Raw genomic sequence first — 24,425 nt, forward strand, 5'->3', positions numbered from 1 at the left:
CGCGGCGAATGGAAAGCATCACGGGCAGCCGCAACGCGCGCGCGCTTTGAGAACGCAAGAACCAAGGTCAAGGGAGAGCCACATGTCCAATTCCAAAGATGCCGTCCGCAAGGTGCTTGACCAGGTCAAGGCGGACAAGCGCACCAGCCTGACCGCGCCGGAAGGCAAGCTGGTCTGCGACGCCTACGGCATTGCGGTGCCGAAGGAGGGTGTGGCGAAGTCGGCCGGCGAGGCCGGCAAAATGGCCGCCTCGATGGGGTTTCCGGTGGTGATGAAGATCGTCTCGCCGGACATTCTCCACAAGACCGAAGCCGGCGGTGTCATCGTCGGCCTCAAGACGGCCGAAGACGCCGAGAAGGCCTACGAGACGATTCTCTCCAACGCCAGGAAGTACAAGTCCGATGCCAAGATCGAGGGTGTCCAGGTGCAGCAGATGCTGGCCGGCGGCACCGAAGTGATCGTGGGGTCGATCACCGACGCCTCGTTCGGCAAGCTGGTTGCCTTCGGCCTCGGCGGCGTGCTGGTCGAAGTTCTGAAGGACATAACCTTCCGCCTCGCGCCCGCGACCAAGCAAGATGCGCTGTCGATGCTCGACGGCATCCAGGCGCATGAGATTTTGAAGGGCGTTCGCGGTGGCGAGCCGGTGAACCGCACCGCGCTTGCGGATGTCATCGTCAAGGTCTCGCAGCTCGTCACGGATTTCCCCGAGATCGTCGAGCTCGATCTCAACCCGGTGTTCGCGACGGCCAAGGACGCCATCGCGGCCGACGTCCGCATCGTCGTCGACTTCGCTTACGTGCCCAAGCCGAAGCCGCGCCCGACCGAAGAGATCGTCGCGGCCATGAGCCGCATCATGCAGCCGAAGGCGGTTGCAGTGGTCGGCGCTTCAGCCGAAGACGGCAAGATCGGCAATTCCGTGATGAAGAACCTCATCAACGGCGGCTACAAGGGCGACATCTACCCGATTCATCCCAAGGCCGCCGAGATCCTCGGCTACAAGGCGTATAAGAGCGTCAAGGACGTGCCCGGCGTGATCGACACCGCGGTGTTCGCAATTCCCGCGAAGTTCGTGGCCGCGGCGCTCACCGAATGCGGCGAGAAGAAAATTCCCGGCGCGGTTCTGATTCCGTCGGGCTTCGCGGAAGCCGGCGCGCCGGAGCTCCAGGCCGAGATCGTCGAAGTCGGCAAGAAGTACGACATCCGCCTGATGGGACCGAACATCTACGGCTTCTATTATACGCCTGCCAACCTCTGCGCGACCTTCTGCACCGCCTATGATGTCAAGGGCCACGCGGCACTGTCTTCGCAATCGGGCGGCATCGGCATGGCCATCATCGGCTTCTCCCGTTCGGCCAAGATGGGCGTGTCGGCGATCGTCGGCCTCGGCAACAAGTCCGACATCGACGAGGACGATCTGCTCGCCTTCTTCGAGCAGGATCCGAACACGAACCTGATCGCGCAGCACTGCGAAGACCTCAAGGACGGCCGCGCCTTTGCGGAAGCCGCAAAACGCGTCTCCAAGAAAAAACCGGTCATCGTGCTCAAGGCCGGCCGCACCTCCGCCGGTGCCAAGGCGGCCTCGTCGCACACCGGCGCGCTCGCCGGCAACGACAAGATCTACGAGGATGTCCTGGCCCAGTCCGGCGTGATCCGCGCCCGTAGCTTGCGGCAGCTGCTCGAATTCGCGCGCGGCGTGCCGGTGCTGCCGACGCCGAAGGGCGAGAACGTGCTGATCATTACCGGTGCAGGCGGTTCGGGCGTGCTGTTGTCGGACTCCTGCGTCGACAACGGCTTGTCGCTGATGTCGATGCCGCCGGATCTGGATGCGGCCTTCCGCAAGTTCATCCCGCCGTTTGGCGCGGCCGGAAATCCCGTGGACATCACCGGCGGTGAGCCGCCGATCACCTACGTCAACACCGTAAAACTCGGCCTGACGGACGAGCGCATCCACTCGCTGATCCTCGGCTACTGGCACACCATCGTCACGCCGCCGATGGTGTTCGCCCGCAACATGGTCGAGGTGAAGAAGGAGATGGAGGCCAAGGGCTTCGTGAAGCCGATCGTCGCCTCGCTCGCCGGCGACGTCGAGGTTGAGGAAGCCGCCGAATATCTCTACCAGAACGGCATTCCGGCCTATGCCTACTCGACCGAACTGCCGGTCGAGGTCCTCGGTGCCAAGTACAAATGGGCGCGCGGAGCAGGGCTGCTCTGAGCCGACGATGCCGCTTCACCTCTCCCCGCGCGCGGGGAGAGGTGAGAACAGTCAGGTCGCGATGGGCAGGAACGTGATCCGGCGCAAATCGATCGAGCCCCGATCGCCATCGGCGGCCGATCACGACGCGCGCGACGGCGGCGTGCAGTCCGTCGATCGCGCGCTGTCGATCCTCGAGACATTGTCCGAAGACGACGAAGGCTATCGCCTCAGCGATCTCGCCGTCCGCACCGGGCTCTCGGCCTCGACCGTGCATCGCCTGCTGGCGACGCTGGAAAGCCGCCGCTTCGTGCAGTTCGACCGCGCCGAATCCAAATGGCATGTCGGCGTGCGCAGCTTCACGGTGGGCGCGAGCTTTGCGCGGCGGCGCAATTTCAGTGCCCAGGCCATTCCTTACTTGCGCAAGCTGCGTGATCTTACCCGCGAGACCGCCAATCTCGCCGTGGTCGACGACGAGTTCATCATCGTGCTGACCCGGATGGAGAGCCGCGAGATCATGCGCTCGCTGACCCAAGTCGGCGGCCGCGTTCCGATGGTGACCTCCGGCGTCGGCAAGGCGGTGCTCGCGACCTATTCCGACGAGGACGTCGGCGCCGTCATCCGCCATCACGGCATGCCACGCCTGACCGAGAAGTCGATCGTGCGGCCGAGCGACCTGTTCAAGGAGCTCGAAAAGATCCGCAAGCAAGGCTACGCGCTGGATGATGAAGAGGCCTGCATGGGCCTGCGCTGCGTTGCAGCGGTGGTCTACAACGCCTGCGCCGAGCCGCTTGCTGCGATTTCGGTGTCCGGCATGACCAGCCGGCTGACCGATCAGCGGTTACCGGAAATCGGGCAAATCGTCCGTGATGTTGCCGCCGAACTGACGGCAGCGCTCGGCGGGGCAATTCCGACGCCCCGCTAATCGGAAACCGGGGGTATGTCACTGGACAGTGTCGGCCGTTTTGGCTGATATGCGACCAAACGACACGATGCGGCAAACGTCCGCATGAGCCCGGAGACGTCCCATGTTTCAACTTCCCGCGCGCCTCGTCGGCGCAGCCGTCGCGCTGACCCTTGCGGCAGCCACGCCGGCCTTTGCCCAGCAGCTCGAGCTCAAGCTGATGGCACCTGCGGCGCCGGGCGGTGGTTGGGACCAGACCGCGCGCTCGATGCAGCAGGCGCTGGTCGCTGCCGGCGTCGCACGCAGCGTGCAGGTCACCAACGTTCCCGGCGCAGGCGGCAGTGTCGGCATCGCGCAGTTCGTCAACGGCGCCAAGGGCGACGGCAACCAGCTGATGGTCAACGGCTTCGTCATGGTGGGCGCGCTCGCCATGAACAAATCACCCGTCACGCTCGAGCAGGTGACGCCGATCGCGCGCCTCACCGAGGAAATCCAGGTGATCGTGGTGCCGGCCAATTCGCCGATCAAGACCGCGCAGGATCTGGCCGCCGCGGTGAAGGCCGACATCGCCAAGGTGACCTTCGCCGGCGGCTCGGCCGGCGGCGTCGATCACGTGATGGCGGCATTGTTCGCTGGTGCCGTCGGCGCCGACGCGAAGAAGATCAACTACATCCCGTTCTCGGGCGGCGGCGAGTCGCTCGCCGCCATTCTCGGCGCGAAGGTCACTGCCGGCATTTCCGGCCTCAGCGAATATGATGGGCAGATCAAGTCGGGCAAGCTGCGCGCGATCGGCGTGACCTCGGAGAAGCGCATTCCAGGCAGCGACATCCCGACCTTCAAGGAGCAGGGCATCGACCTCGTGATCGCCAACTGGCGCTCGGTGGTCGCGCCTCCCGGAATCACGCCGGAGCAGCGCAAGACGCTCAGCGACGCGGTCGAGAAGATGGTGAAGTCGGACGCCTGGAAAGACATCCTCAAGCAGAAGGGCTGGGAGGATGCCTATCTCGGCGGTGACGCCTTCGCCGATTTCCTGAAGAAAGAAACGGTGCGTGTGACGGACGTGCTGAGATCAGTCGGCCTGGTCAAGTCATGACCACAGGCGATCCCGTCCAGCCACCGCGGCGCATCGATCGCGCCGGCGTCGTCATCGCCGCGCTGCTCGCAGGTCTTGCCGCGGTGCTGGTCTGGGATGCGCACGGCCTGCAATCGACCGCGATGTACGGGATGGGGCCGGAAGCCATGCCGGTCGTGATCGCCTCCGGCCTCGCGCTGCTCGCGATCGGCAATCTCGTTGACGCGCTGCGCGGCAATCTGCCAGAGCGCGAAAGCGCCGATCCCGTGCGTGTGGTCTTCATCCTCGCCGGCCTTGCGCTGCTGATCGGCATCATCGGCTTCGGCGGCGGGTTCATCCTGGCGACGTCGGCGCTGTTCGTCACGACCTCGGCGGCATTTGGGCGCCGGGCTGTCCTCGTCGATTCCGCCATCGCCCTCGTGATGTCGACCCTCATTTACCTCGCGTTCGACCGCCTGTTGACGTTGAGCCTTCCGGCCGGCCCCCTGGAGCGACTGCTGTGATGGAAACTTTCGCGGCGCTGGCCCACGGCATGGCGGTCGCCGTCCAGCCGATGAATCTCCTCTACGCCCTGATCGGCGTGTTCCTTGGCACGGCCGTGGGCGTGCTGCCCGGCATCGGCCCGGCGTTGACGGTCGCGCTGCTGCTGCCGGTGACGTACAAGCTCGATCCCGGCGGTTCGCTGATCATGTTTGCCGGCATCTATTACGGCGGCATGTATGGCGGATCGACTACGGCCATCTTGATCAACACGCCCGGCGAGAGCGCCTCGATGGCGACGGCGCTCGAAGGCAACAAGATGGCCAAGGCCGGCCGCGGCGGACCGGCGCTCGCGACCTCCGCGATCGGCTCCTTCGTCGCGGGCACCATTGCCACCATCGGGCTTGCCTTTCTCGCGCCGTGGTTGGTCGATTTCGCCGTGCGCTTTGGTCCGGAGGATTATTTCGCGCTGATGTGCGTCGCCTTCGTCACGGTGTCGGCGACCTTCGGCGATTCTCCGATCCGCGGCCTGACCAGCCTATTTATTGGTCTGACATTAGGTCTCGTCGGTATAGACAAGCTGACCGGTCAGGCGCGGCTTGCGTTCGGGGTGCCCGAGCTGCTCGACGGCGTCGAGGTGACGACGCTCGCGGTCGGCCTGTTCGCGGTGGGCGAGGCGCTCTACGTCGCATCGCGCCGCCACCACACCGAAGAGAAGCTCGAGCCGGTGCGCGGCTCGCTGTGGATGACCAAGGAAGACTGGAAGCGATCGTGGAAGCCGTGGTTGCGCGGCACCATGTTCGGCTTCCCAATCGGTGCGCTGCCTGCCGGCGGCGCGGAGATCCCGACTTTCCTGTCCTATTCCTGCGAGAAGCGACTGACCAAATACCCCGAAGAATTCGGCAAGGGCGCGATCGAAGGTGTCGCAGGACCGGAGGCCGCCAACAACGCTTCGGCTGCCGGCACGCTGGTGCCGCTCTTGACGCTGGGATTGCCGACCTCGGCGACGGCCGCGATGATGCTGGCGGGCTTCCAGCAATACGGCCTCAACCCGGGGCCGCTGCTGTTCGCCGAGCGGCCCGACCTCGTGTGGGGCCTGATCGCGAGCCTGTTCATCGCCAATTGCATGCTGCTGGTGCTCAATCTGCCGCTGGTTGGCCTGTGGGTGCGGCTGCTGGCGATCCCGCAGCCGTGGCTCTATGCCGGCATCCTCGTGTTCGCGACCATGGGCACCATCGCCGCAAAGCCGTCGGTGGTCGAACTGTCGATGCTGGCCGGCTTCGGCGTGCTCGGCTTTCTGATGCGGCGGTTCGATTTTCCGATCGCGCCCGTCGTGGTCGGCCTGATCCTCGGCCCGATCGCCGAGAGCCAGCTGCGTCGCGCGCTCGCGATCAGTCTCGGCGATCCCATGACGTTGCTCCAGAGCCCGATCTCGGCGACGCTGCTTGCGCTGGCGTTCATCGCGCTGCTGGCACCCTTCGTGCTGAAAGGGATGGGACGCTTCAAGGCGAACGAGGACTAGCCATTCCGCCGCGAGCGTCTTCTAATGTTACGTTCATCTCGTGGGAAAAGTCATGCCGTCAGAGCTCCGTTCGCCCCGTCTCGCTGTCCTGATCGATGCAGACAATGCTTCGGCAAAAATCGCCGATGGGCTGTTCGACGAGATTGCCAAGATCGGCGAGGCCAGCGTTCGCCGCATCTAAGGCGACTTCTCCAATGCCAGGTCGAGGGGCTGGGCCGACATCCTGTCCAAACACGCCATCATCCCGCAGCAGCAGTTCGCCTATACGACGGGGAAGAATGCCTCCGACATCACGCTGGTCATCGACGCAATGGACCTGCTTCACAGCGGCCGGTTCGATGGCTTTTGCCTGGTGTCGTCGGACAGCGATTTCACCCGTCTGGCCGCCCGCATCCGGGAGCAGGGCATCGACGTCTTTGGGTTCGGCGAACAGAAGACGCCGGAGAGCTTCCGGCAGGCCTGTCGAAGGTTCGTCTACACGGAGAACTTGCTTGCCGCCCCAGCGAACACCCAGGACGCCGCCTCGAGATCGACGTCGCTTCAGCCGCTCGATGCCGCAACCCCCATCATCAAGAAGGTCATCACCCAGATGGAAAGCGAGGACGGCTGGGTGACGCTCGGGGAAGTTGGCCGCCAGCTCGCCAATCTCGCGTCCGATTTCGATCCGCGAACGTTCGGCTTCCGCAAGCTGAGTGACCTCGTGCGCAAGACGAATGCGTTCGAGATTGACGAGCAGAACGGGAGGTCGATGCGGATTCGGGTCAAGCCCGCTGCCGCACCGGCCCCGCGACGACGGAACTCGCGCAGACCTGCGAGGCCAGCGGCGGCAGGCGCTTCTCCGCCTAAAGCGTAAGCAGAGCCTGCCGTTATATTTGCGCTTGCCCGGTCGGGCGCAGGGCGTAACCATCGCAGGGCCATAACGCCACGCGAGGGTTCTGATGACCAGACTTACCCGCTTCGCCGTCGCACCGCTGCATTCGATGACCCGGCGTCTCGCCGATGTGGCCTCGGCGCGTGTCGCGCCGGATCTCGTCGTCACCGGCGCGCGGGTGCTCTCGACCTATTCGGAGCGCATCCTTGCGAACCGCGAAATCTGGATCACCGGCGGCCGCATTGCTGCGATGAAGCCGGCCGGCGCTGCGAAGAATGTCTTCGGCGACGTGCCGGTTTACGACGCGGCGGGCGGCATCATCGCGCCGGGGCTGGTCGACCCGCACATCCACATCGAATCCTCGATGGTGACGGCCTGCGCCTATGCCGAGGCCGCCCTGCTCAACGGCACCACCACAATCTTCTGCGACAGCCACGAGATCGGCAACGTCATGGACGTCGTCGGCGTCGAGGCGATGCTGGAGGACGCACGCGAGGCTCCGCTCTCGATCTTCCTGACGGTGCCCTCGACGGTTCCTGCGACTTCGGCCGCACTGGAGACTGCGGGCGGCGATCTGACGCCCGACAAGATCGCCGGCCTGTTCGACCGTTGGCCGGAAGCCGTCGGGCTCGGCGAGAAGATGGATTTCGTGCCTGTCACCATGGGCGATGAGCGAAGCCACGCCATCCTCGCTGCCGCCCTGAAGCGCGGCCGGCCGGTGTCCGGCCATATCTATGGCCGCGACTTCGTTGCGGCCTATGCGGCGAGCGGCATCACCGACACCCATGAGGCGATCGACCGCGACATCGCCGACGATCTGCTCGATGCCGGGGTCTGGGTGTTCCTGCGCGGGGGACCGCCGACCACGCCCTGGCACTCGCTGCCGCAGGCGATCCGGACCATCACCGAGCTCGGCGCCTCGCACAAGCGCACGGCCGTGTGCACCGACGATCGCGACGCCGACGATCTCCTGCTGTTCGGTCTCGACTGGGTGGTGCGCGAAGCCGTGAAAGCAGGGATGTCGCCGGAGCAGGCCTGGTCGATGGGCTCGCTGCATGGCGCGACGCGCTTCAACATGGACAGCGATATCGGCGGGCTCGGCGGCGGGCGCCGCGCCGATCTGGTGCTGATGGACGACAATCTGAAGCCGCAATGCACCTGGTATGGCGGCGAACTCGTGGTCGAAAACCGAAAGATCACGCCGAAGCTCGAGCAGGCGCTGTCGCAGCGCTATCAATATCCGCAGGCGGCCTATGCGACGGTGAAGCTGCCCGAGAAGGTCAAGCTGACGCCGGAGCTGCCGGCGAAGGCCTGCACTGTCAACGCGATCAAGACCGCGTTGCCCGGCATCACGCTGATCCATGAGAAGATCGCGATCGAGCCCGCAAAGGACTGGCCCTCACTGTTCGCCCGCTACGGCCTATGCTTCGTCACGGTGGTCGAACGCCACGGCAAGTCGGCCGGCAATGTCGCCTACGGCCTGTTGAAGGACTTTGGACTGAAGCGCGGCGCGGTCGCCTCCAGCGTCGGGCACGACAGCCACAACATCATCGTTGCCGGCACCAACGAGGCCGATATGCAGGTCGCGGTCGCCGCCATCAAGGAGCAACAGGGCGCCGTCTGCCTCGTCGCCGAGGGCAAGGTGAGGGCGCTAGTGCCGCTGCCGATCGCTGGGCTCTTGTCCGACAAGCGCGTCACGGAGGTGGCGGAAGAAGTCAAGGCGCTGAAGAAGGAATGGGCGGAGGCCGGCTGCACCATCCCCTACATGGGTTTCAATCTGATTCCGCTATCGGTCATTCCGGAAATTCGTATCACCGACAAGGGCCTCGTGCTGGTGCCGCAGATGCAGCTGGCGCCGCTGTTCGAGTGATCGCTTTCACGGATATCTCGATCTAACCGATTGAGACCGCCACGTTTTTTCCGCGGCTGCCGCATCGTGGAAAATAAAATCGATCTCGTTGAGTGAAGCCCTCGCGGGCCCGATGATCTCGCTCAAGCCAATGCAACTCAAGCGAGGTCCGATATGGCGAAGATGCGAGCCATCGATGCTGCCGTGCGAATTCTGGAGAAGGAGGGCATCTCGACTGCCTTCGGCGTTCCCGGGGCCGCGATCAATCCGCTTTACTCGGCGCTGAAGAAGCGCGGCTCGATCCGCCATATCCTGGCGCGCCATGTCGAGGGTGCCTCGCACATGGCCGAGGGCTATACGCGGGCCAAGGCCGGCAATATCGGCGTCTGCATCGGCACCTCGGGGCCGGCCGGGACCGACATGATCACCGGGCTCTATTCCGCGATCGCTGATTCCATCCCGATCCTCTGCATCACCGGGCAGGCGCCGCGCGCGCGGCTCTACAAGGAGGATTTCCAGGCCGTCGACATCGAGTCGATCGCAAAGCCCGTGACCAAATGGGCGGTGACGGTGCGCGAGCCGGCGCTGGTGCCCCGCGTGTTCAGCCAGGCGTTTCACGTGATGCGCTCGGGAAGGCCCGGCCCGGTGCTGATCGACATGCCGCTCGACGTGCAGCTCGCCGAGATCGAGTTCGACGACGAGACCTATGAGCCATTGCCGGTCTACAAGCCGACCGCGACCCGCAAGCAGGTCGAGAAGGCGCTGGAGATGCTCAATGCGGCCGAACGGCCGCTGATCGTCGCGGGCGGCGGCGTGATCAATGCCGACGCCTCGGATCTGCTGGTGGAATTCGCCGAGATTGCCAACGTGCCGGTCGTGCCGACGCTGATGGGCTGGGGGGCCATCCCCGACGACCACGTGCTGATGGCCGGCATGGTCGGTCTTCAGACCAGCCACCGTTACGGCAATGCCACCATGCTCGAATCCGATTTCGTGCTCGGCATCGGCAATCGCTGGGCCAACCGCCACACCGGCTCGGTCGAGACCTACACCAAGGGGCGCACCTTCGTGCATGTCGACATCGAGCCGACGCAGATCGGGCGCGTGTTCAATCCCGATCTCGGCATCGTCTCGGACGCGAAGGCCGCTCTCGAACTCTTCGTCACCGTCGCCAGGGAGTGGCGCCGGTCCGGCAGGTTGCGCGAGCGCCAGGCGTGGCCCGCTGCCTGCCGCGACCGGAAGAAGACAATGTTGCGCAAGAGCCATTTCGATAACGTCCCGATCAAGCCCCAGCGCGTCTACGAGGAGATGACCAAGGCGTTTGGCCGTGACACCTGCTACGTCTCCGTGATCGGCCTGTCGCAGATCGCCGGCGCGCAGTTCCTGGGCGTCTACAAGCCGCGCAACTGGATCAATGCCGGGCAGGCGGGCCCGCTCGGCTGGACGCTACCCGCGGCGCTCGGCGTGCGCGCGGCGTGTCCGGATCGTGATATCGTCGCGCTCTCAGGCGACTACGATTTCCAATTCCTGATCGAGGAGCTCGCAGTCGGGGCGCAATTCAATCTGCCCTACATCCACGTCGTCGTGAACAATTCCTATCTCGGCCTGATCCGCCAAGCCCAGCGCGGCTTCGACATGGACTATCACGTCCAGCTCTCGTTCGAGAACATCAACGCGCCCGAGCTCGGCGGCTACGGTGTCGATCACGTCGCTGTCGCCGAAGGGCTCGGCTGCAAGGCGATCCGCGTCACCGACCCGAAGGACTCGCAGGCGGCGTTCGCGACCGCGCGCGAATGGATGGCCAAGCATCGCGTGCCCGTGATGGTCGAGTTCATCCTCGAACGCGTCACCAACATCGCGATGGGCACGGAAATCGACAACATCGTCGAATTCGAGGAGGTGCTGGATCTGCCGCTCGACGAGGTCGCGACCGCGCGGCCCGGCGTGCTGCAGCCGGCGGAATAGGGAGATAGCATCATGCCGAAATTCGCCGCCAACCTCACCATGCTCTTCAACGAAATGCCGTTCGTGGACCGCTTCGCAGCGGCCAAAGCAGCGGGCTTCGGCGGGGTCGAGTACCTCTTCCCCTACGAATTCGACAAGGCGCAGCTGCGCGAGCAACTCGACGGCCATGGGCTGACGCAGGTGCTGCACAATCTGCCGGCCGGCAATTGGGCGGCGGGCGAGCGCGGCATCGCGATCCTGCCTGATCGTATCAGCGAGTTCAGGGACGGCGTGTTTCGCGCCATCGACTATGCCAAGGCGCTCGATTGCGAGCAGCTCAACTGTCTCGTCGGCATCGCGCCTGCGGATGCCGATCCGCGTGAGCTCAACGAAACGCTGGTCGGGAATCTGCGCTTTGCGGCGTCGACGCTGGCGCGGGAAAACATCAAGCTGCTGATCGAGCCGATCAACACGCTCGACATCCCCGGCTTCTTTCTGAACGGCACCGAGCAGGCCGTGCAGCTGATCTCCGAGGTGCGCTCGAACAATCTGTTCGTCCAGTACGACATCTACCACATGCAGATCATGGAGGGCGACCTCGCCCGTACTATGCAGGAATACCTGCCGCAGATCGCGCACATCCAGCTCGCCGACAACCCCGGCCGTCACGAGCCTGGCACCGGCGAGATCAACTATCCCTTCCTGTTCCGCCATCTCGACGCGATCGGTTACCGCGGCTGGGTCGGCTGCGAATACAAGCCGCGCACCACGACGCTGGAAGGCCTGTCCTGGCACGCGGCGCAGACGTTCGAGACCTGAGGAAACGTTGACATGATCGACATCGGCTTTATCGGACTTGGCACCATGGGACGGCCGATGGCCGGCCATCTTCTGACCGCAGGCCATCGCGTTCTCCTGCACGATGTCGGGCCGGTCGCGCCCGGGCTGATCGCGGCCGGCGGCGTTGGCTGCAAGTCAAGCAAGGAGGTCGCGGAGGAGGCGGATGCGGTCATCATCATGGTGCCGGATACGCCGCATGTGGAGGCCGTGCTGTTCGGCAAGGACGGCGTCGCGGGCGGCATTTCCAAGGGGAAGATCGTGGTCGACATGAGCTCAATCTCGCCGCTGGCGACCAAGGAGTTTGCGAAGAAGATCGAGGCGCTCGGCGCGGATTATCTCGACGCACCGGTGTCAGGCGGGGAGGTCGGTGCCAAGGCGGCAAGCCTCACCATCATGGTGGGTGGCCCCGAGCGCGCCTTCAACACCATGAAGCCGATCTTCGACCGGATGGGGAAGAACGTCACCCGGGTCGGCGCCAATGGCGACGGCCAGACGACGAAGGTCGCCAACCAGATCATCGTCGCGTTGACGATCGAGGCGGTCAGCGAAGCGCTGCTGTTCGCGTCGAAAGCCGGTGCGGATCCGGCGCTGGTGCGGCAGGCCCTGATGGGCGGCTTTGCGTCGTCGCGGATTCTCGAAGTGCATGGCGAGCGCATGGTGAAGCGCAATTTCGATCCCGGCTTCCGCATCGAGCTGCATCAGAAGGATCTCAACCTCGCGCTTGAAGGCGCCCGCGCGCTCGGCCTGTCACTGCCAAGCACGGCAGTGGCGCAGCAATTGTTCTCGTCTTGCACCGCACATGGCGGCAAGGGTTGGGATCACTCGGCAATGGTGCGTGCGCTGGAACTGATGGCGCGGCACGAGATCGCCGCAGCCTGAACTGTTACCAGGTAACAGTCTCCACTTGTAGTTCTGCCTAGATCCGGCGGGGAACCGGAACAATGATCCGGCCCCGCGGTTGAAGGCGCACAACAATCACTGGAGACATAAGCACATGAAGACCCGTCTTGCGATTACGTTCGCTGCCGCGTCGCTGCTGGCGTCGAGTGCAGCCTTTGCCCAGTCGACGACCGAACAGGGCGCCAGGGACGGCGCTCGCGCGGGCGGCGACATCAGCGGCCCGGTCGGAGCGATGGTCGGTGGTACCGTCGGTGCGGCGGTCGGCGCTGGTCTGGAAATCCCGAATGCGATCCTCGGCGGAATTCCGCGCGATGATTCCGTCGTGGTCCACGAGCGCGTCGTGGTCGGCGAGCCACTGCCGCCGACCGTGGTGCTGCGGCCCGTGCCGAACTACACCGAATATCGCTATGCGGTCGTGAACGATCGCCGCGTGATCGTGGAGCCGCGCACGCGCCGCGTCGTTAAGATCATCGACTGATCGACCGGAGCGTGAGCTTTGAAGAGACGGGCCCTGCGGAGCGTCACTCCGCGGGGCCTTGACTCGTCAGGGCCGGATTTGCGCGAAACCGCGTCATGGCCCAATCGGCGATGGCCGCCAGCGCGAAACCGATGCAGGTGGTGCCGGCATCGACCAGAAAGTCCTCCAGCCGCGCATGCCGTCCCGGTGCCCAGAATTGCATCAGTTCCAGCAGGCCGATCAGCACCACGGCGATCGCTGTGGCCGACAGGCGGCGGCGCGGATAGGCGAGGCCGAAGGCTAGTCCCACCAGGACGAAGGCAAGGGCATGTTCGCCGTCCTGGCCAAGGTCGGAATGGGGCCGTAGGCCTGGCGGGCCGAGGGTTGCAAAGGCGACGGCGGCGGCAAGCAGCCAGGCAGAGGAGCGAAGCAAAATGGACATCCGCACCGCTTAGCACGGATTGCAGCAGCCTGCCGAGGCGCCAGGATCAGATCGCCGTGTAGTTAATGACGAACCGTTAAAGTGGCTCGCGCACGCCAAGGCCGTGCATGAAGCGTTCCCGGATTTGTACGGGATCGCGTCGGGTGGCGCCGACGCCGGGCTTGTCATCGATGCGGACGGCGATCAGGCTGGGCTCGCCGGCCGACATGGCTTCCTCGACCAGACGCTCGAAATCCGCCTCGTCCGCGGCCCAGGCGCTGTTGGCAAGCCCGGAGCCGGTTGCGATGGCGACGATGTCAGCCACGTTCGCGGCCGGTGTCGGCTGCGCGCCCGTGATCTGGTAGATGCCGTTGTCCATCACGATCATGATGAGGTTCTTCGGCTTCAACGCCGCGATCGTCGAGAGTGCGCCGAGCTGCATCAGCAGCGAGCCGTCGCCTTCGAGCGCAAAGACGCGCCGGTCCGGCTGCGCCAGCGCCACGCCCAGCGCGATCGGGAAGGCGAGCCCCATGCTGCCGAGCATGTAGAAATTTTGCGCACGGTGGCCGGCGGCCCAGAGGTCGAAATTGGTGTTGCCGATGCCGCCGATCACGGCTTCCTCGTGCTCGAGTTTCGCGATCAGGCGCGAGGTGACGTCGAAGCGGTTCATCACTTTGGTGTTGCGCACGTCTGTATTCATTTGGGCCGGACTCACTTGTCGAACACCTTGCCGCCCGTGAGCAGCGGGTTGAGGATCAGCGCGACTGGCGCCTGCGTCGTGACGGCCTGCTTGATCGAACGATCGGCAATGAATTCGAGCTCGTCGAGCCGGGTGATGGTGTGATGCTCCAGCGCCAGCGAATCCAGCACCGGACGCATGGTGCGGCAGACCAGTGACTGGCCGTAGTTGAACTCGCCGAGCGTGCCGCGCTCGGACACGAACATGATAAGCGGAATCTGGTAGGGCACCGCGAGCGAGGCCAGCACGTTGGCGAGCGTCGCAAAGCCTGAGGTCTGCATCAGCACCGCACCGCGCCGTCCGCCCATCCAGGCGCCCGAGACGATGCCGACGGCCTCCTCCTCGCGGGCGGTGGCAAAGGTGGTGAAGAACTGATCGGCGTGCAGGTTCTTGATCAGCGGCGTCAGCACGCGGTCGGGCACGTAAGGGACGAGGCTGATCTCATTCCGCTTTAAGGTTTGCAGGATGATGCCGTGCCAGCTCTTGTCACTGGAGGTCTGCGCCGCCTCGGACGAGGTTTGTTGCTCCGCAATCGGCATTGCGTTCTCCCTTCGGCCGCGCATGCTTCTTGGTCTTTGCCATTGTCTTAGGCGTCGTCTTAGCCCTTGTCTTGGCCGTCGCGGCGGTCTGCCGAACTTGACGCAGGCAGCGGGATTGTCAACATGTCCGGACTGCACCGTGATCTGCGCCAGACGGCCTGCCGCAGCCGGTGCCGCCGTGTCATAAGCGGCAACAACAAGAGAACGGAGGAACGCATGACAGGAGCGCGCGAAGCGCTGGCCCTGCGGATCTCCTGGAGAAAGCCGGAAGGGTCCTGATGTCCGTCAACAGCAAGCGCGTCTTCTACGTCAAATATCTGGCCAATCCGATCTATATCGACATCCTGAAGGCGCGGCCCGACGTCCGGCTCGATCGCATCGAGAACGAGAGCCCCGAGGAATATTTCGCGCCGATCATCGAGGCGGCTCATGTCTACCAGATCGGCGCCGCCCGTGACGAACTGGCCCCGCACTTCCATGTCGATGCTGCCTTCCTGAGGCGCGCGCCGAACCTGCTGCTCGTCTCCAGCAACGGCGCGGGATTCGATCCTGTCGATGTCGAGGCTTGCACCGATGCCGGCGTGCTGGTCGTCAACCAGTCCGGCGGCAACGCCCACTCGGTCGCCGAGCATGCGCTGGCGATGATGTTGACGCTGTCCAAGCGCATCATCCAGTCCGACCGCAAGCTCCGCAGGGAGTCCAACGTCAACCGCAACGAACTCGTCGGCAACGAGATCGAGCACAAGACCGTCGGCATCGTCGGCCTCGGCAATGTCGGTCGCCGCATCGCCGCGCTGTGCAAGGGCCTGTTCGGCATGAAGGTGCTGGCCTACGATCCTTACCTCACGGCCGAGGTGATGGCCGAGCGGGGCGGCGAGAAGGTCGAGCTCGACGAGCTGCTGCGCCGCGCCGATTTCGTCTCCATCTCCTGCCCGCTCGACAAGCGCAGCCGCAACATGATCAGCGTGCGCGAATTTGCGTTGATGCAGCCGCATGCGTACTTTATCACCACGGCGCGCGGCTTCATCCACGATGAGGATGCGCTGCTCCAGGCCTTGCGCGAGAAGCGCATTGCGGGCGCCGGTCTCGACGTCTGGTCCAAGGAGCCGCCGCCGCCGGAGCATCCGCTGCTCCAGCTCGACAACGTGCTGGCGAGCCCGCATACCGCGGGCGTCACGATCGAGGCGCGGCAGAACATGGGCCGCATCGCGGCCGAGCAGGTGCTGGATACGCTCGATGGCAAGCGGCCGCCGCGCATCATCAATCCGGAGGTCTGGCCACGCTATGTGGAGCGATTCAAGCAGGCGTTTGGTGTGACGCCGGCGTAGTTGACAGTCGCTCTGTCCTTCCGGGGTGCGATGCTCCTGCTGCCCAATGTCCCGGTTAGCGCTACGCGCCACGGAACGATCGGCGGGGGGAACCGCGCCCGACTTTGATCCGTGTCAAAATCTCCCTCCCGGATTCCGCCTAAATGGGATAAGAGTGAGCGCCGCCGGGGCAGGCAGGAGGTCCCATGTCAACTTATGTGGTCAGGTTCATGAAGGACGTGCTCGGCCAGTACGGCCGGCAGATCGAGGTGTGCCAGGGCACGCTCGAGATCGACGCTTCCGACGAGGACGAAGCCAGAGAGCGGGCGAAGGCGAGGTTTTGCGAGGATCAGGCGTTGCACCACTGGTCGCTGCATGCCGACCGCATCCAAGTCAGACCGGCTGACTTTCCCTCGTGAGGCCTGGCGGCCGGGCGCCGTGAGGTGACGCCGGCGCCGAGAGGGGACTGCTGCACCGTCTCAGTCGAGCAGCTTGTCCAGTGTGATCGGAAATCGACGGATGCGTTTGCCGGTGGCGTGATAGACGGCGTTCGCGATCGCGGCGGGAACGCCGACGATGCCGATCTCTCCCAGCCCCTTGATGCCGAGCGCGTTGATGTGCGCGTCCGGCTCGTCGACGAAGATCACGTCGATGTCGTGAACATCGGCATTCACGGGAATGTGGTACTCGGCGATGTTCGCGTTCATGATCCGCCCGAAGCGGTGATCCATCACCGTCTCCTCGTGCAGGGCCATCCCAATCCCCCAGACCACGCCGCCCATGATCTGGCTGCGGCCTGTCTTGGTGTTGAGAATCCGCCCGGCCGCGACGGCGCTCACGACCCGCGTCACGCGAATGACGTTTAGCTCTTCGTCCACCTTGACCTCGGCGAAGACGGCCGAGTGGGTGTTACGCGCGTGCTTCTTGTCCTCGCCGAATTGATTGAGCTTTTCCTTCTCGATGCGTTCGACGCCGCCGTGACGCATCGCGTCGGCGATCGAGACCGCGCGGCTGTTGTTGCTGGAGCTGGCAATGCTGCCGTCGGTCAGCACCGTATCGGCTAGCTCGGCGCCGGCGAGCGGCGAGCCTGGCATCTTCCCGGCCAGGCGTAACAGTTCCTTGCGCACTTCCTCGGCGGCTGCGAGCACCGCATGCGCGCTCGAAGCGGCCATCCAGGAGCCGCCCTCCACAGGCGCCTGCGGCAGACTGGAATCTGCGAGCCGGACGCTGATGTTCTCAATCGGCAGGCCGAGCGCATCGGCTGCGACCTGAGCCACAATGGTGTAGGTGCCGGTGCCGATGTCGGATGCGGCGCAGGACACCTCGGCATGTCCGTTCGACGTCAGCACGATACGGACGGCGACCGGCATCTGCAGTGCTTCCCACACACCCGTCGCCATGCCCCAGCCGATCAGATCCTTGCCGTCGCGCATCGAGCGCGGCGCAGGATCGCGTCTGCTCCAGCCGAAGGCGTCCGCGCCGCGCGCGTAGCATTCGCGCAACTGCTTGCTGGTGTAGGGCAGGTTTTCGCTCTGGTCGCGATCCGAGTAGCACTTCAGCCGCAATTCGATCGGGTCGAGCTTGAGTGCGACGGCGAGCTCGTCCATCGCGCATTCCAGCGCGCAGACGCCCGACGCAGCGCCCGGTGCGCGCATGTCGCAGGGGGTGGAGACGTCAAGGTGCACCAGCTTGTGGGAGAAGCGGCTGTTCGGGCTCTTGTAGAGCTGTTCGGCCCAGCCGGTATCGTTGCGGGCAAAATCCTCATAGCGCGAGGTGACGGCAATCGCCTCGTGCGTGACCGCGTCGAGGGCGCCATCGGATCTTGCGCCGAGCCCGACGCGCTCGATGGTCATCGGCCGGTAGCCGAGCCCGTACATCTGCTGCCGCGTCAGTACGACGCGAACGGACCGCTTCAGCGCGAGCGCGCCGAGTGTTGCCAACACCACCTGATATTGCGGCCGCAAGCCGGAGCCGAAGGCGCCGCCGACGTACGGCGAGACCACGCGAATGTCGTCCGGCTTCTTGTCGAACACGCTGCAGAGAAATTTGTGGACGTTCTGGACGCCTTGGGTCTTGTCGTAGATCGTGAGCTTGCCATTGCTGTCCCAGACCGCCGTGGTCGCATAGAGCTCCATCGGGTTGTGATGCTCGGTCGGTATCACGTAGTCCGCCTCGTGGCGCACATCAGCTCCCGCAAGGGCGGCTGCGGCGTCGCCCCGCGGTTTATGCGGCTCGTTCTTCTCGGCGGCGTTGCTGCGTTCGCCTTCGAGGTCGGTTGCAAAACCATGCTGCTCATATTCGACCCGCACGAGCGTCGCGGCGAATTTCGCGGTTTCCCAGTCCTCTGCGACGACAAGTGCGATCGGCTGGCCATTGAACTTGATCTTGTCATCATAAAGCGGACGGAAAGGCGAGCCTTCCTCGGGCGCCACCTCGTCCTTCCACGCCTCGTCCTTGTCGGCCAGCGGCGGACGGTTCGCATGCGTGAGCACGTTGAGTACGCCCTCGACCTTCAACGCCTCGCTCGCGTCGAGGCGGGCAATGCGCCCGCATGGAATGATGGCCTCGACCACGAAGCCATGGAGGAGCTTGTCGGCTGGAAATTCGCCGGCGTATTTGGCGGCGCCGGTGACCTTGGCCCGGCCGTCGACACGCGACGTTGGCGTTCCGACATAAGCGTTCATGGGGTCCTCACGCGATCTTCTTGTGCGCCTGAGATTGCGGCGTGGCGTTCGCCGCCTGTGTCAGCGTCCGCACGATGGCGCGGCGTGCGAGCTCGACCTTGAAGCCGTTATGTGAGCGGGCTGTTGCTCCCTGGAGCAAGAGATCCGCGGCGTGCGAGAAGTGATCGGGCGTTGCGGCCTGGCCGCGCAACGTAGCTTCGGCCTCGAGGCTGCGCCAAGGCTTGTGAGCCACGCCGCCGACCGCCACGCGTGCCCCGCTGATCGCGTTGCCCTCCAATTCGAGCGCGGCGGCAACCGAGACCAAAGCAAAAGCATAAGACATCCGGTCGCGAATTTTTAGATAGCTGTAGTTTTGAGCAAAGCCGCGCGGCGGAAGCTCAATCCCGGTGATGATCTCGCCGGTGCCGAGATTGGTATCGACATGAGGCTTGTCGCCGGGCAGCCGATGGAGATCGGTCAGCGCGATGGTGCGTTCGCCGGAGGGACCCGCGATGTGCACGAGCGCATCGAGCGCGGCGAGCGCCACGCTCATGTCGGATGGATTGGTCGCGATGCAGGCGGCGCTCGTGCCCAGGATCCCATGGTTGCGGTTCAGCCCGTCCATTGCCGAGCAGCCGCTGCCGGGATGTCGCTTGTTGCACGGCGTGGCCGTGTCATAGAAATAAGCGCAGCGCGTTCGTTGCATCAGATTGCCGCCGACCGATGCCATGTTGCGCAGTTGCGCCGAGGCGCCGGCCAGGATGGCGCTGGCGAGCAGGGGATAGCGCTGCTCGATCAATGGATGATAGGCGAGGTCCGAGTTCGGCACCAAGGCGCCGATGCGCAAGGACCCGTCGGGCGTCTCTTCGACCTTGCGGAGCGGCAGGCGGGAAATGTCGATCAGCCGGGAGGGGCGCTCGACATTCTCTTTCATCAGGTCGATCAGATTGGTGCCGCCGGCAATCAGTTTGGCGCCGGGACCGGCGGCGAGCAAGCGGATGGCGTCGGCGACATCAGTGGCTCGAGCGTACTGGAAGTTGTTCATGGCTGGCCCATTGCCTGCTGGATGGCGGCGACGATGTTTGGATAGGCGCCGCAGCGGCAAAGGTTTCCGCTCATCAGCTCCCGGATCTCGTCGGTATCTTTGGCACGGCCTTCGGCGAGCAGTCCGGCCGCCGAGCATATCTGTCCCGGCGTGCAATAGCCGCACTGGAAGGCGTCATGGTCGATGAACGCCTGTTGCAGGGGATGCAGCGCGCCATCCTTGGCAAGACCTTCGACAGTCGTGATCTCCGCGCCGTCCTTCATGACGGCGAGCGTGAGACAGGAATTGACGCGCCGGCCGTCCACCAGCACCGTGCAGGCGCCGCACTGACCATGGTCGCAGCCCTTCTTGGTGCCGCTCAGTGCAAGATGGTCCCGCAAGGCATCGAGCAATGTGGTCCATGGCACGAGATCGAGCGTGTGACTGACGCCGTTGACGACAAGATGGATCGGAATGCGTTCGGAAATCTGATGCGTGACATCGCCCATGTCCTGCTCCCTGCGACGGCGACCGTGCCGGACGTCAGCCGTGTTGACGCGGGGGCACGCCTCCGCCGGCCAATAGCGCCCAACGGACCACCGACCGGTTGGTTCCTTGCCAGCAGTTCGCCTTTCCGAGAGGTTGCGGTCAGCGCTTTGCTTCGCCGAACACCACATTCGGCACGGCGCGGTCGACAACTTCGCGCAGCGCGAAGCTCGATTGTACCCTCGCGACGCGCGGCAGGCGCGACAGCTCCATGCGGTGGATGCGCTCGAAATCCTGGATATCGCGGGCGAGCACGATCAGGATGTAGTCGTCGGTCCCCGACATCAGGAAGCAGCGCACGACGGACGGGCATTTCACCACCTCCGCCTCGAACGCCTTCAGCGCCTCATCGCTCTGGCTTTCCAGCGCGATACGGACCAGCACCGTGGTGGTGAGGCCGAACTGCGCGAGGTCGAGCGTGGCCTGATAGCCCTGGATATAGCCGTCGTCTTGCAGCGCCTTCTGCCGCCGCGCGAGCGCGGTGCTTGATAGCCCGACCTTGTGCGCGAGCTCGGTGTGACTGGCCCGCGCGTTGGTCGTGAGCTCCGCGAGGATGGCGAGATCTTTCCTGTCGAGGGCCAAGGTTTCGTTTCCAGCGTGAAAGGGCGTTTGCGCGCCGGAAACCGGCGCAGGGAGGCCAAAGCTAGCGGATATTTGCACGAAACCAAACAGGGCACGTCGCTACGATCATGAGGTGAATCACAAGGAGGCCCGGGATGCGCGTCGGTGTGCCCAAGGAAATCAAAGTGCAGGAATATCGCGTCGGGCTCACCCCGGGTGCGGTCCGCGAATATGTCGCCGCGGGGCACGAGGTGACGGTCGAGACCGGTGCGGGCGGCGGCATCGGCGCCTCCGACGAAGACTACCGGCGGGCAGGGGCCACCATTGCCGAGAGCGCGCGCGACATCTTCGCGAAGTCCGACATGATCGTGAAGGTGAAGGAGCCGCAGACAAGCGAGTGGCCCCAGCTCCGCGAAGGCCAGATCCTGTTTACTTACCTTCATCTTGCGCCGGATCCCGAACAGGCCAGGGGTTTGCTCGCCTCCGGCTGTACTGCGATCGCCTATGAAACCGTCACCGACGCGGCCGGTCACCTCCCCCTGCTTGCGCCGATGAGCGAAGTCGCCGGCCGCCTCGCTATCGAGGCCGCCGGCGCCGCGCTCAAGCGCTCCGCTGGCGGTCGCGGGCTGCTGCTGGGCGGTGTCCCTGGCGTGCAGCCGGCGCGGGTCGTCGTGCTCGGCGGCGGCGTGGTGGGAACGCAAGCCGCGCGCATGGCCGCGGGCCTTGGCGCCGAAGTCACCGTGATCGACCGCTCCATTCCAAGGTTGCGGGAGCTTGATGATCTCTTTGTCGGACGCGTGCGCACCCGCTTCTCCACCATCGAGTCGGTCGAGGAGGAGGTGTTCGCCGCCGACGTCGTGATCGGCGCGGTACTGGTGCCGGGCGCGAGTGCGCCCAAGCTCGTCACGCGTGCGATGCTGACATCGATGCGCCCAGGCGCCGTGCTGGTCGACGTCGCGATCGATCAGGGCGGCTGCTTCGAGACCTCGCACCCGACCACGCATGCCGATCCGACCTATCTTGTCGACGGCATCGTGCATTATTGCGTGGCCAATATGCCCGGCGCGGTGCCGGTGACGTCGAGCCAGGCGCTGAACAACGCGACGCTGCCGTTCGGCTTGATGCTCGCGAACAAGGGTTTTGCTGCGATCTTGGAAAATCCACACCTGCGCAACGGGCTGAATGTGCATCGCGGCCGTATCACCAACAAGGCGGTGGCGGAGAGCCTCGGGCTGGAGTTTGCTCCGGTGGAGAGCGGGCTAGCGGCGTAGCGTTGCTGCTCATGCCGGCTTGCGATGGCGGCTGCCGAGAGCTGCCTCGATCGTCCCGGGCTTCTCGATGCGTTCGATCAACATGTCGATGCGGTCGCCGCCCCAAAACAGCTCGCCGTTGAACACCATGGTCGGCACGCCGAACACGCCGAGCACTTCGGCCTCGTCGATGATGCGGTCATGCTCGGCGCGTGCGGGGCCATGGACGTAGGCTTCGAACTCGCTGGCCGAGCCACCGCAGGACGTGATGACGTCCGTGATTGCGGCGAGATCGTCGATCTCGAGCTCATGCCTCCAGAACCGACGAAACACCGTGTCGTGATACGGACGGAAGAAGCGGTGCTGTTGGGCGAACAGCATGCCGACGCTGGAATAGAACGCGTCGTAGATCCGCCTAGGCCCTTTCATGACGAGCCCTTGCGCATTGGCATAGCGCCGGGCGTCCATATAGGCGTAGCGCACCTTGCGCCAGAAATGCGGCGTGCGCTCTTCCACGGTCCCCATGAATTCGGCAACGCGCAGCGTATAGGGCAGCCATTCGAGCTCGACGCCGTGCGTCTCCTGCAGTTCGAATAGGCGCTTGTTGGCCACGAACGCGTAGGAGCTCTTGTAGTCGGTGTAGACGCGCACGCGGGGGTTTGGCATTGGCAGATTCCTTTCATACGCGCGGCGCTACCTGCTCGCCGTGGCGCCGGTGCTCAAATAGGCCGGAAGAAGAAAACTATTGCCCCGGGTCCGTCCGGCGGAAGGAGTTTCCTCTTCGGGAGGCAAAAAAGCCAATCGCTTCCATTGCTGTTTGGGGCCGAAACGACGACATTTCCATCAGAAATTGATGGATTGACTGCTATGGAACGCACCAGGTTTGAGCCTTTCGGCGAGCAATTGGTGTCCGCAACGGACACCCAGCCGCGCTCGCGCGGGTCAAAGCTGCTGCTGCGGGTCGGCACCGGGCTGTTCTGGTCGCTGGTCGCCGGTATCGTGCTGGCGCGCGCGGCCTTCTTCGAGCCCGGCGTCTATGACGGCTTCAGCCGCGTCGCCTCGCTGGCCAAGAGCCTGATCTTCTAAGGCGCGCCTGATCTTCCAACGGGCGCCTGATCTTCCGAGCCAGATTATTCCGGATTGAGGATAGAACTTCGCTCGGCCCTGATATGTCGAAAACTTATTCCCCAATCGGATGGCGCTGCGTATAAATCCTTCTCCTTGGGGAGAGATTTGTGTCGCAGAATCAAGCATCCAGCCCGGCCGACGCCAAGCGGACCACGGCCATCAGCCGCATCGTCGCGCTGATTCCCGGGATCCTCCTCTGCATCGCCGTGGCCGGCGTTTCGGCCCTGCTCGAACGGGCGGAATTGGGCATCTTCGAACATCCCTATGTCGAGGCGCTGGTGATGGCGATCTTGCTCGGCATGGCTGTGCGCAGCTTTTGGAAGCCCGCGCCGCGCTGGCAGTCCGGCATCGCCTTCAGCGCCAAGCAGCTGCTCGAAGTCGCCGTCATGCTGCTGGGGGCCTCGATCAGCTTCGCTGCTATCGCGGCGTCCGGCGTCGCGCTGTTGGCCTCGATCGCGGCCGTCGTTGTGGTCGCGCTCTGCGTTTCCTTCGGCATCAGCCGGCTGCTTGGTCTCTCGACGCGGCTCTCGATCCTGATCGCCTGCGGAAACTCGATCTGCGGCAATTCGGCGATTGCGGCGGTGGCGCCGATCATCGGCGCCAACAATGACGAGATCGCATCCTCCATCTCCTTCACCGCGATCCTCGGCGTGATGATGGTGCTCGGCCTGCCGCTGCTGATTCCGCTGCTGCAGCTATCGGCTACGCAATACGGCATCCTTGCAGGCCTCACTGTCTATGCCGTGCCGCAGGTGCTGGCTGCGACGGTGCCGGCGGGACTCGTCTCGACGCAGATCGGCACGCTCGTCAAGCTGATGCGCGTGCTGATGCTCGGGCCGGTGGTCGTCGGCCTCTCGCTGACGGCGTCGCGCTGGCACAGCGATGCCAAGAAGACCAATGTCGGCTTCTTCCGCCTGGTCCCGTGGTTCATCCTCGGCTTCCTTGCGCTGGCGACCTTGCGCTCGCTCGAGATCGTGCCGTCCACGGTGATTGCCCCGATCACGCGGATCACGGGTTTTCTCACGGTGGTATCGATGGCCGCGCTTGGCCTCGGCGTCGATGTGAAGGTGCTTGCCAATGTCGGGGGACGGGTGACGGCGGCCGTGACCTTGTCGCTACTGCTGCTGCTCGGCATTAGCATCGCGCTGGTGCACTGGTTCAAGTAAGGCAAGCTGCTGCGCATACTCCACTTCCTTCTCCCACAAGGGGGAAGGAAG

The 24,425-nt window shown here is 64.6% G+C and carries 23 protein-coding genes and 1 pseudogene; 16 read left to right on the plus strand and 8 right to left on the minus strand.

From position 1 onward, the window contains the following. The first annotated feature begins 82 nt into the window (after positions 1-82). The 11 genes and pseudogenes from IVB19_RS12520 (at position 83) to IVB19_RS12570 (ending at position 13,051) form a co-directional block, all read left to right on the plus strand. On the plus strand, positions 83-2,212 hold the full coding sequence (locus tag IVB19_RS12520) for an acetate--CoA ligase family protein (protein WP_018458584.1): 2,130 nt from the start codon (positions 83-85) through the stop codon (positions 2,210-2,212). Between the two features lie 61 nt (positions 2,213-2,273). Then, entirely contained in the window at positions 2,274-3,116 is an 843-nt protein-coding gene (locus tag IVB19_RS12525) for an IclR family transcriptional regulator (RefSeq protein WP_018458585.1), read from the plus strand. 103 nt (positions 3,117-3,219) lie between these two features. Beyond that, positions 3,220-4,188, plus strand: a complete 969-nt coding sequence (locus IVB19_RS12530) for a Bug family tripartite tricarboxylate transporter substrate binding protein (protein WP_018458586.1) — start codon at positions 3,220-3,222, stop codon at positions 4,186-4,188. Beyond that, positions 4,185-4,670: a tripartite tricarboxylate transporter TctB family protein gene (locus tag IVB19_RS12535; RefSeq protein ID WP_247821434.1), complete on the plus strand. Its 486-nt coding sequence runs from the start codon at positions 4,185-4,187 to the stop codon at positions 4,668-4,670. Before IVB19_RS12530 ends, IVB19_RS12535 begins: the two co-directional genes overlap by 4 nt. Further along, complete coding sequence (locus IVB19_RS12540; protein WP_018458588.1) at positions 4,670-6,169, plus strand: tripartite tricarboxylate transporter permease; 1,500 nt, start codon at positions 4,670-4,672, stop codon at positions 6,167-6,169. Before IVB19_RS12535 ends, IVB19_RS12540 begins: the two co-directional genes overlap by 1 nt. Positions 6,170-6,221: 52 nt before the next feature. Beyond that, a pseudogene (locus IVB19_RS12545) lies at positions 6,222-7,022 on the plus strand (NYN domain-containing protein). Positions 7,023-7,107: 85 nt separating this feature from the next. Then, on the plus strand, positions 7,108-8,910 hold the full coding sequence (locus IVB19_RS12550; protein ID WP_018458590.1) for an adenine deaminase: 1,803 nt from the start codon (positions 7,108-7,110) through the stop codon (positions 8,908-8,910). 153 nt (positions 8,911-9,063) lie between these two features. After that, complete coding sequence (gene gcl / locus IVB19_RS12555) at positions 9,064-10,854, plus strand: glyoxylate carboligase (protein WP_018458591.1); 1,791 nt, start codon at positions 9,064-9,066, stop codon at positions 10,852-10,854. Between the two features lie 12 nt (positions 10,855-10,866). Continuing rightward, positions 10,867-11,652 carry a hydroxypyruvate isomerase gene (gene hyi, locus IVB19_RS12560; protein WP_018458592.1) on the plus strand — a complete coding sequence of 262 codons (786 nt, stop codon included), beginning with the start codon at positions 10,867-10,869 and terminating at the stop codon, positions 11,650-11,652. Positions 11,653-11,664: 12 nt separating this feature from the next. Then, a complete protein-coding gene (locus tag IVB19_RS12565) occupies positions 11,665-12,552 on the plus strand; it encodes a 2-hydroxy-3-oxopropionate reductase (protein WP_018458593.1) in 888 nt (295 codons plus the stop codon). Between the two features lie 115 nt (positions 12,553-12,667). Then, a complete protein-coding gene (locus tag IVB19_RS12570) occupies positions 12,668-13,051 on the plus strand; it encodes a DUF1236 domain-containing protein (RefSeq protein ID WP_247821435.1) in 384 nt (127 codons plus the stop codon). 43 nt (positions 13,052-13,094) lie between these two features. Here the strand turns inward: IVB19_RS12570 and IVB19_RS12575 are convergent, their stop codons facing one another. The 3 genes from IVB19_RS12575 to IVB19_RS12585 all read right to left on the minus strand — a co-directional run bounded on the left by IVB19_RS12575 (position 13,095) and on the right by IVB19_RS12585 (position 14,729). Next, positions 13,095-13,472, minus strand: coding sequence for a VanZ family protein (locus IVB19_RS12575; RefSeq protein ID WP_018458595.1), 378 nt, complete (start codon positions 13,470-13,472; stop codon positions 13,095-13,097). A 76-nt stretch (positions 13,473-13,548) separates the two neighbouring features. After that, a complete protein-coding gene (locus tag IVB19_RS12580) occupies positions 13,549-14,151 on the minus strand; it encodes a thiamine pyrophosphate-dependent enzyme (protein ID WP_018458596.1) in 603 nt (200 codons plus the stop codon). 11 nt (positions 14,152-14,162) lie between these two features. Further along, positions 14,163-14,729, minus strand: a complete 567-nt coding sequence (locus IVB19_RS12585) for a thiamine pyrophosphate-binding protein (RefSeq protein WP_026233617.1) — start codon at positions 14,727-14,729, stop codon at positions 14,163-14,165. Positions 14,730-15,007: 278 nt separating this feature from the next. Between IVB19_RS12585 and IVB19_RS12590 the strand changes: the two genes are divergently transcribed. Continuing rightward, positions 15,008-16,057: a hydroxyacid dehydrogenase gene (locus IVB19_RS12590; RefSeq protein WP_018458598.1), complete on the plus strand. Its 1,050-nt coding sequence runs from the start codon at positions 15,008-15,010 to the stop codon at positions 16,055-16,057. Positions 16,058-16,242: 185 nt separating this feature from the next. After that, complete coding sequence (locus tag IVB19_RS12595) at positions 16,243-16,455, plus strand: hypothetical protein (protein WP_007608382.1); 213 nt, start codon at positions 16,243-16,245, stop codon at positions 16,453-16,455. Positions 16,456-16,515: 60 nt separating this feature from the next. Here IVB19_RS12595 and IVB19_RS12600 read toward each other — a convergent pair whose 3' ends face one another. From IVB19_RS12600 to IVB19_RS12615, 4 genes are all read right to left on the minus strand, one after another. Beyond that, entirely contained in the window at positions 16,516-18,720 is a 2,205-nt protein-coding gene (locus IVB19_RS12600) for a xanthine dehydrogenase family protein molybdopterin-binding subunit (RefSeq protein WP_018458600.1), read from the minus strand. Positions 18,721-18,727: 7 nt separating this feature from the next. Continuing rightward, positions 18,728-19,744 (minus strand): FAD binding domain-containing protein, encoded by a 1,017-nt coding sequence (locus IVB19_RS12605; RefSeq protein WP_018458601.1) that lies wholly within the window; start codon positions 19,742-19,744, stop codon positions 18,728-18,730. Beyond that, positions 19,741-20,232: a (2Fe-2S)-binding protein gene (locus tag IVB19_RS12610; protein ID WP_018458602.1), complete on the minus strand. Its 492-nt coding sequence runs from the start codon at positions 20,230-20,232 to the stop codon at positions 19,741-19,743. The genes IVB19_RS12605 and IVB19_RS12610 overlap by 4 nt, the downstream gene beginning before the upstream one ends. Before the next feature lie 139 nt (positions 20,233-20,371). Then, positions 20,372-20,851: an Lrp/AsnC family transcriptional regulator gene (locus tag IVB19_RS12615; RefSeq protein ID WP_018458603.1), complete on the minus strand. Its 480-nt coding sequence runs from the start codon at positions 20,849-20,851 to the stop codon at positions 20,372-20,374. A 134-nt stretch (positions 20,852-20,985) separates the two neighbouring features. On the opposite strand from IVB19_RS12615, the gene ald reads away from it, so the two are divergent. Then, positions 20,986-22,101 (plus strand): alanine dehydrogenase, encoded by a 1,116-nt coding sequence (gene ald, locus IVB19_RS12620; RefSeq protein WP_018458604.1) that lies wholly within the window; start codon positions 20,986-20,988, stop codon positions 22,099-22,101. A gap of 9 nt (positions 22,102-22,110) precedes the next feature. On the opposite strand, the gene IVB19_RS12625 is transcribed toward ald, so the two are convergent. Continuing rightward, a complete protein-coding gene (locus IVB19_RS12625) occupies positions 22,111-22,746 on the minus strand; it encodes a 2-hydroxychromene-2-carboxylate isomerase (RefSeq protein ID WP_018458605.1) in 636 nt (211 codons plus the stop codon). 201 nt (positions 22,747-22,947) lie between these two features. Between IVB19_RS12625 and IVB19_RS12630 the strand changes: the two genes are divergently transcribed. Further along, complete coding sequence (locus tag IVB19_RS12630) at positions 22,948-23,166, plus strand: hypothetical protein (RefSeq protein ID WP_007593267.1); 219 nt, start codon at positions 22,948-22,950, stop codon at positions 23,164-23,166. Between the two features lie 149 nt (positions 23,167-23,315). Beyond that, a complete protein-coding gene (locus tag IVB19_RS12635; RefSeq protein WP_085352331.1) occupies positions 23,316-24,374 on the plus strand; it encodes a YeiH family protein in 1,059 nt (352 codons plus the stop codon). The last annotated feature ends 51 nt before the right edge of the window (positions 24,375-24,425 follow it).

The sequence above is a fragment of the Bradyrhizobium sp. 187 genome (genome assembly GCF_023101005.1).
GTDB classification, from domain to species: domain Bacteria; phylum Pseudomonadota; class Alphaproteobacteria; order Rhizobiales; family Xanthobacteraceae; genus Bradyrhizobium; species Bradyrhizobium canariense_D.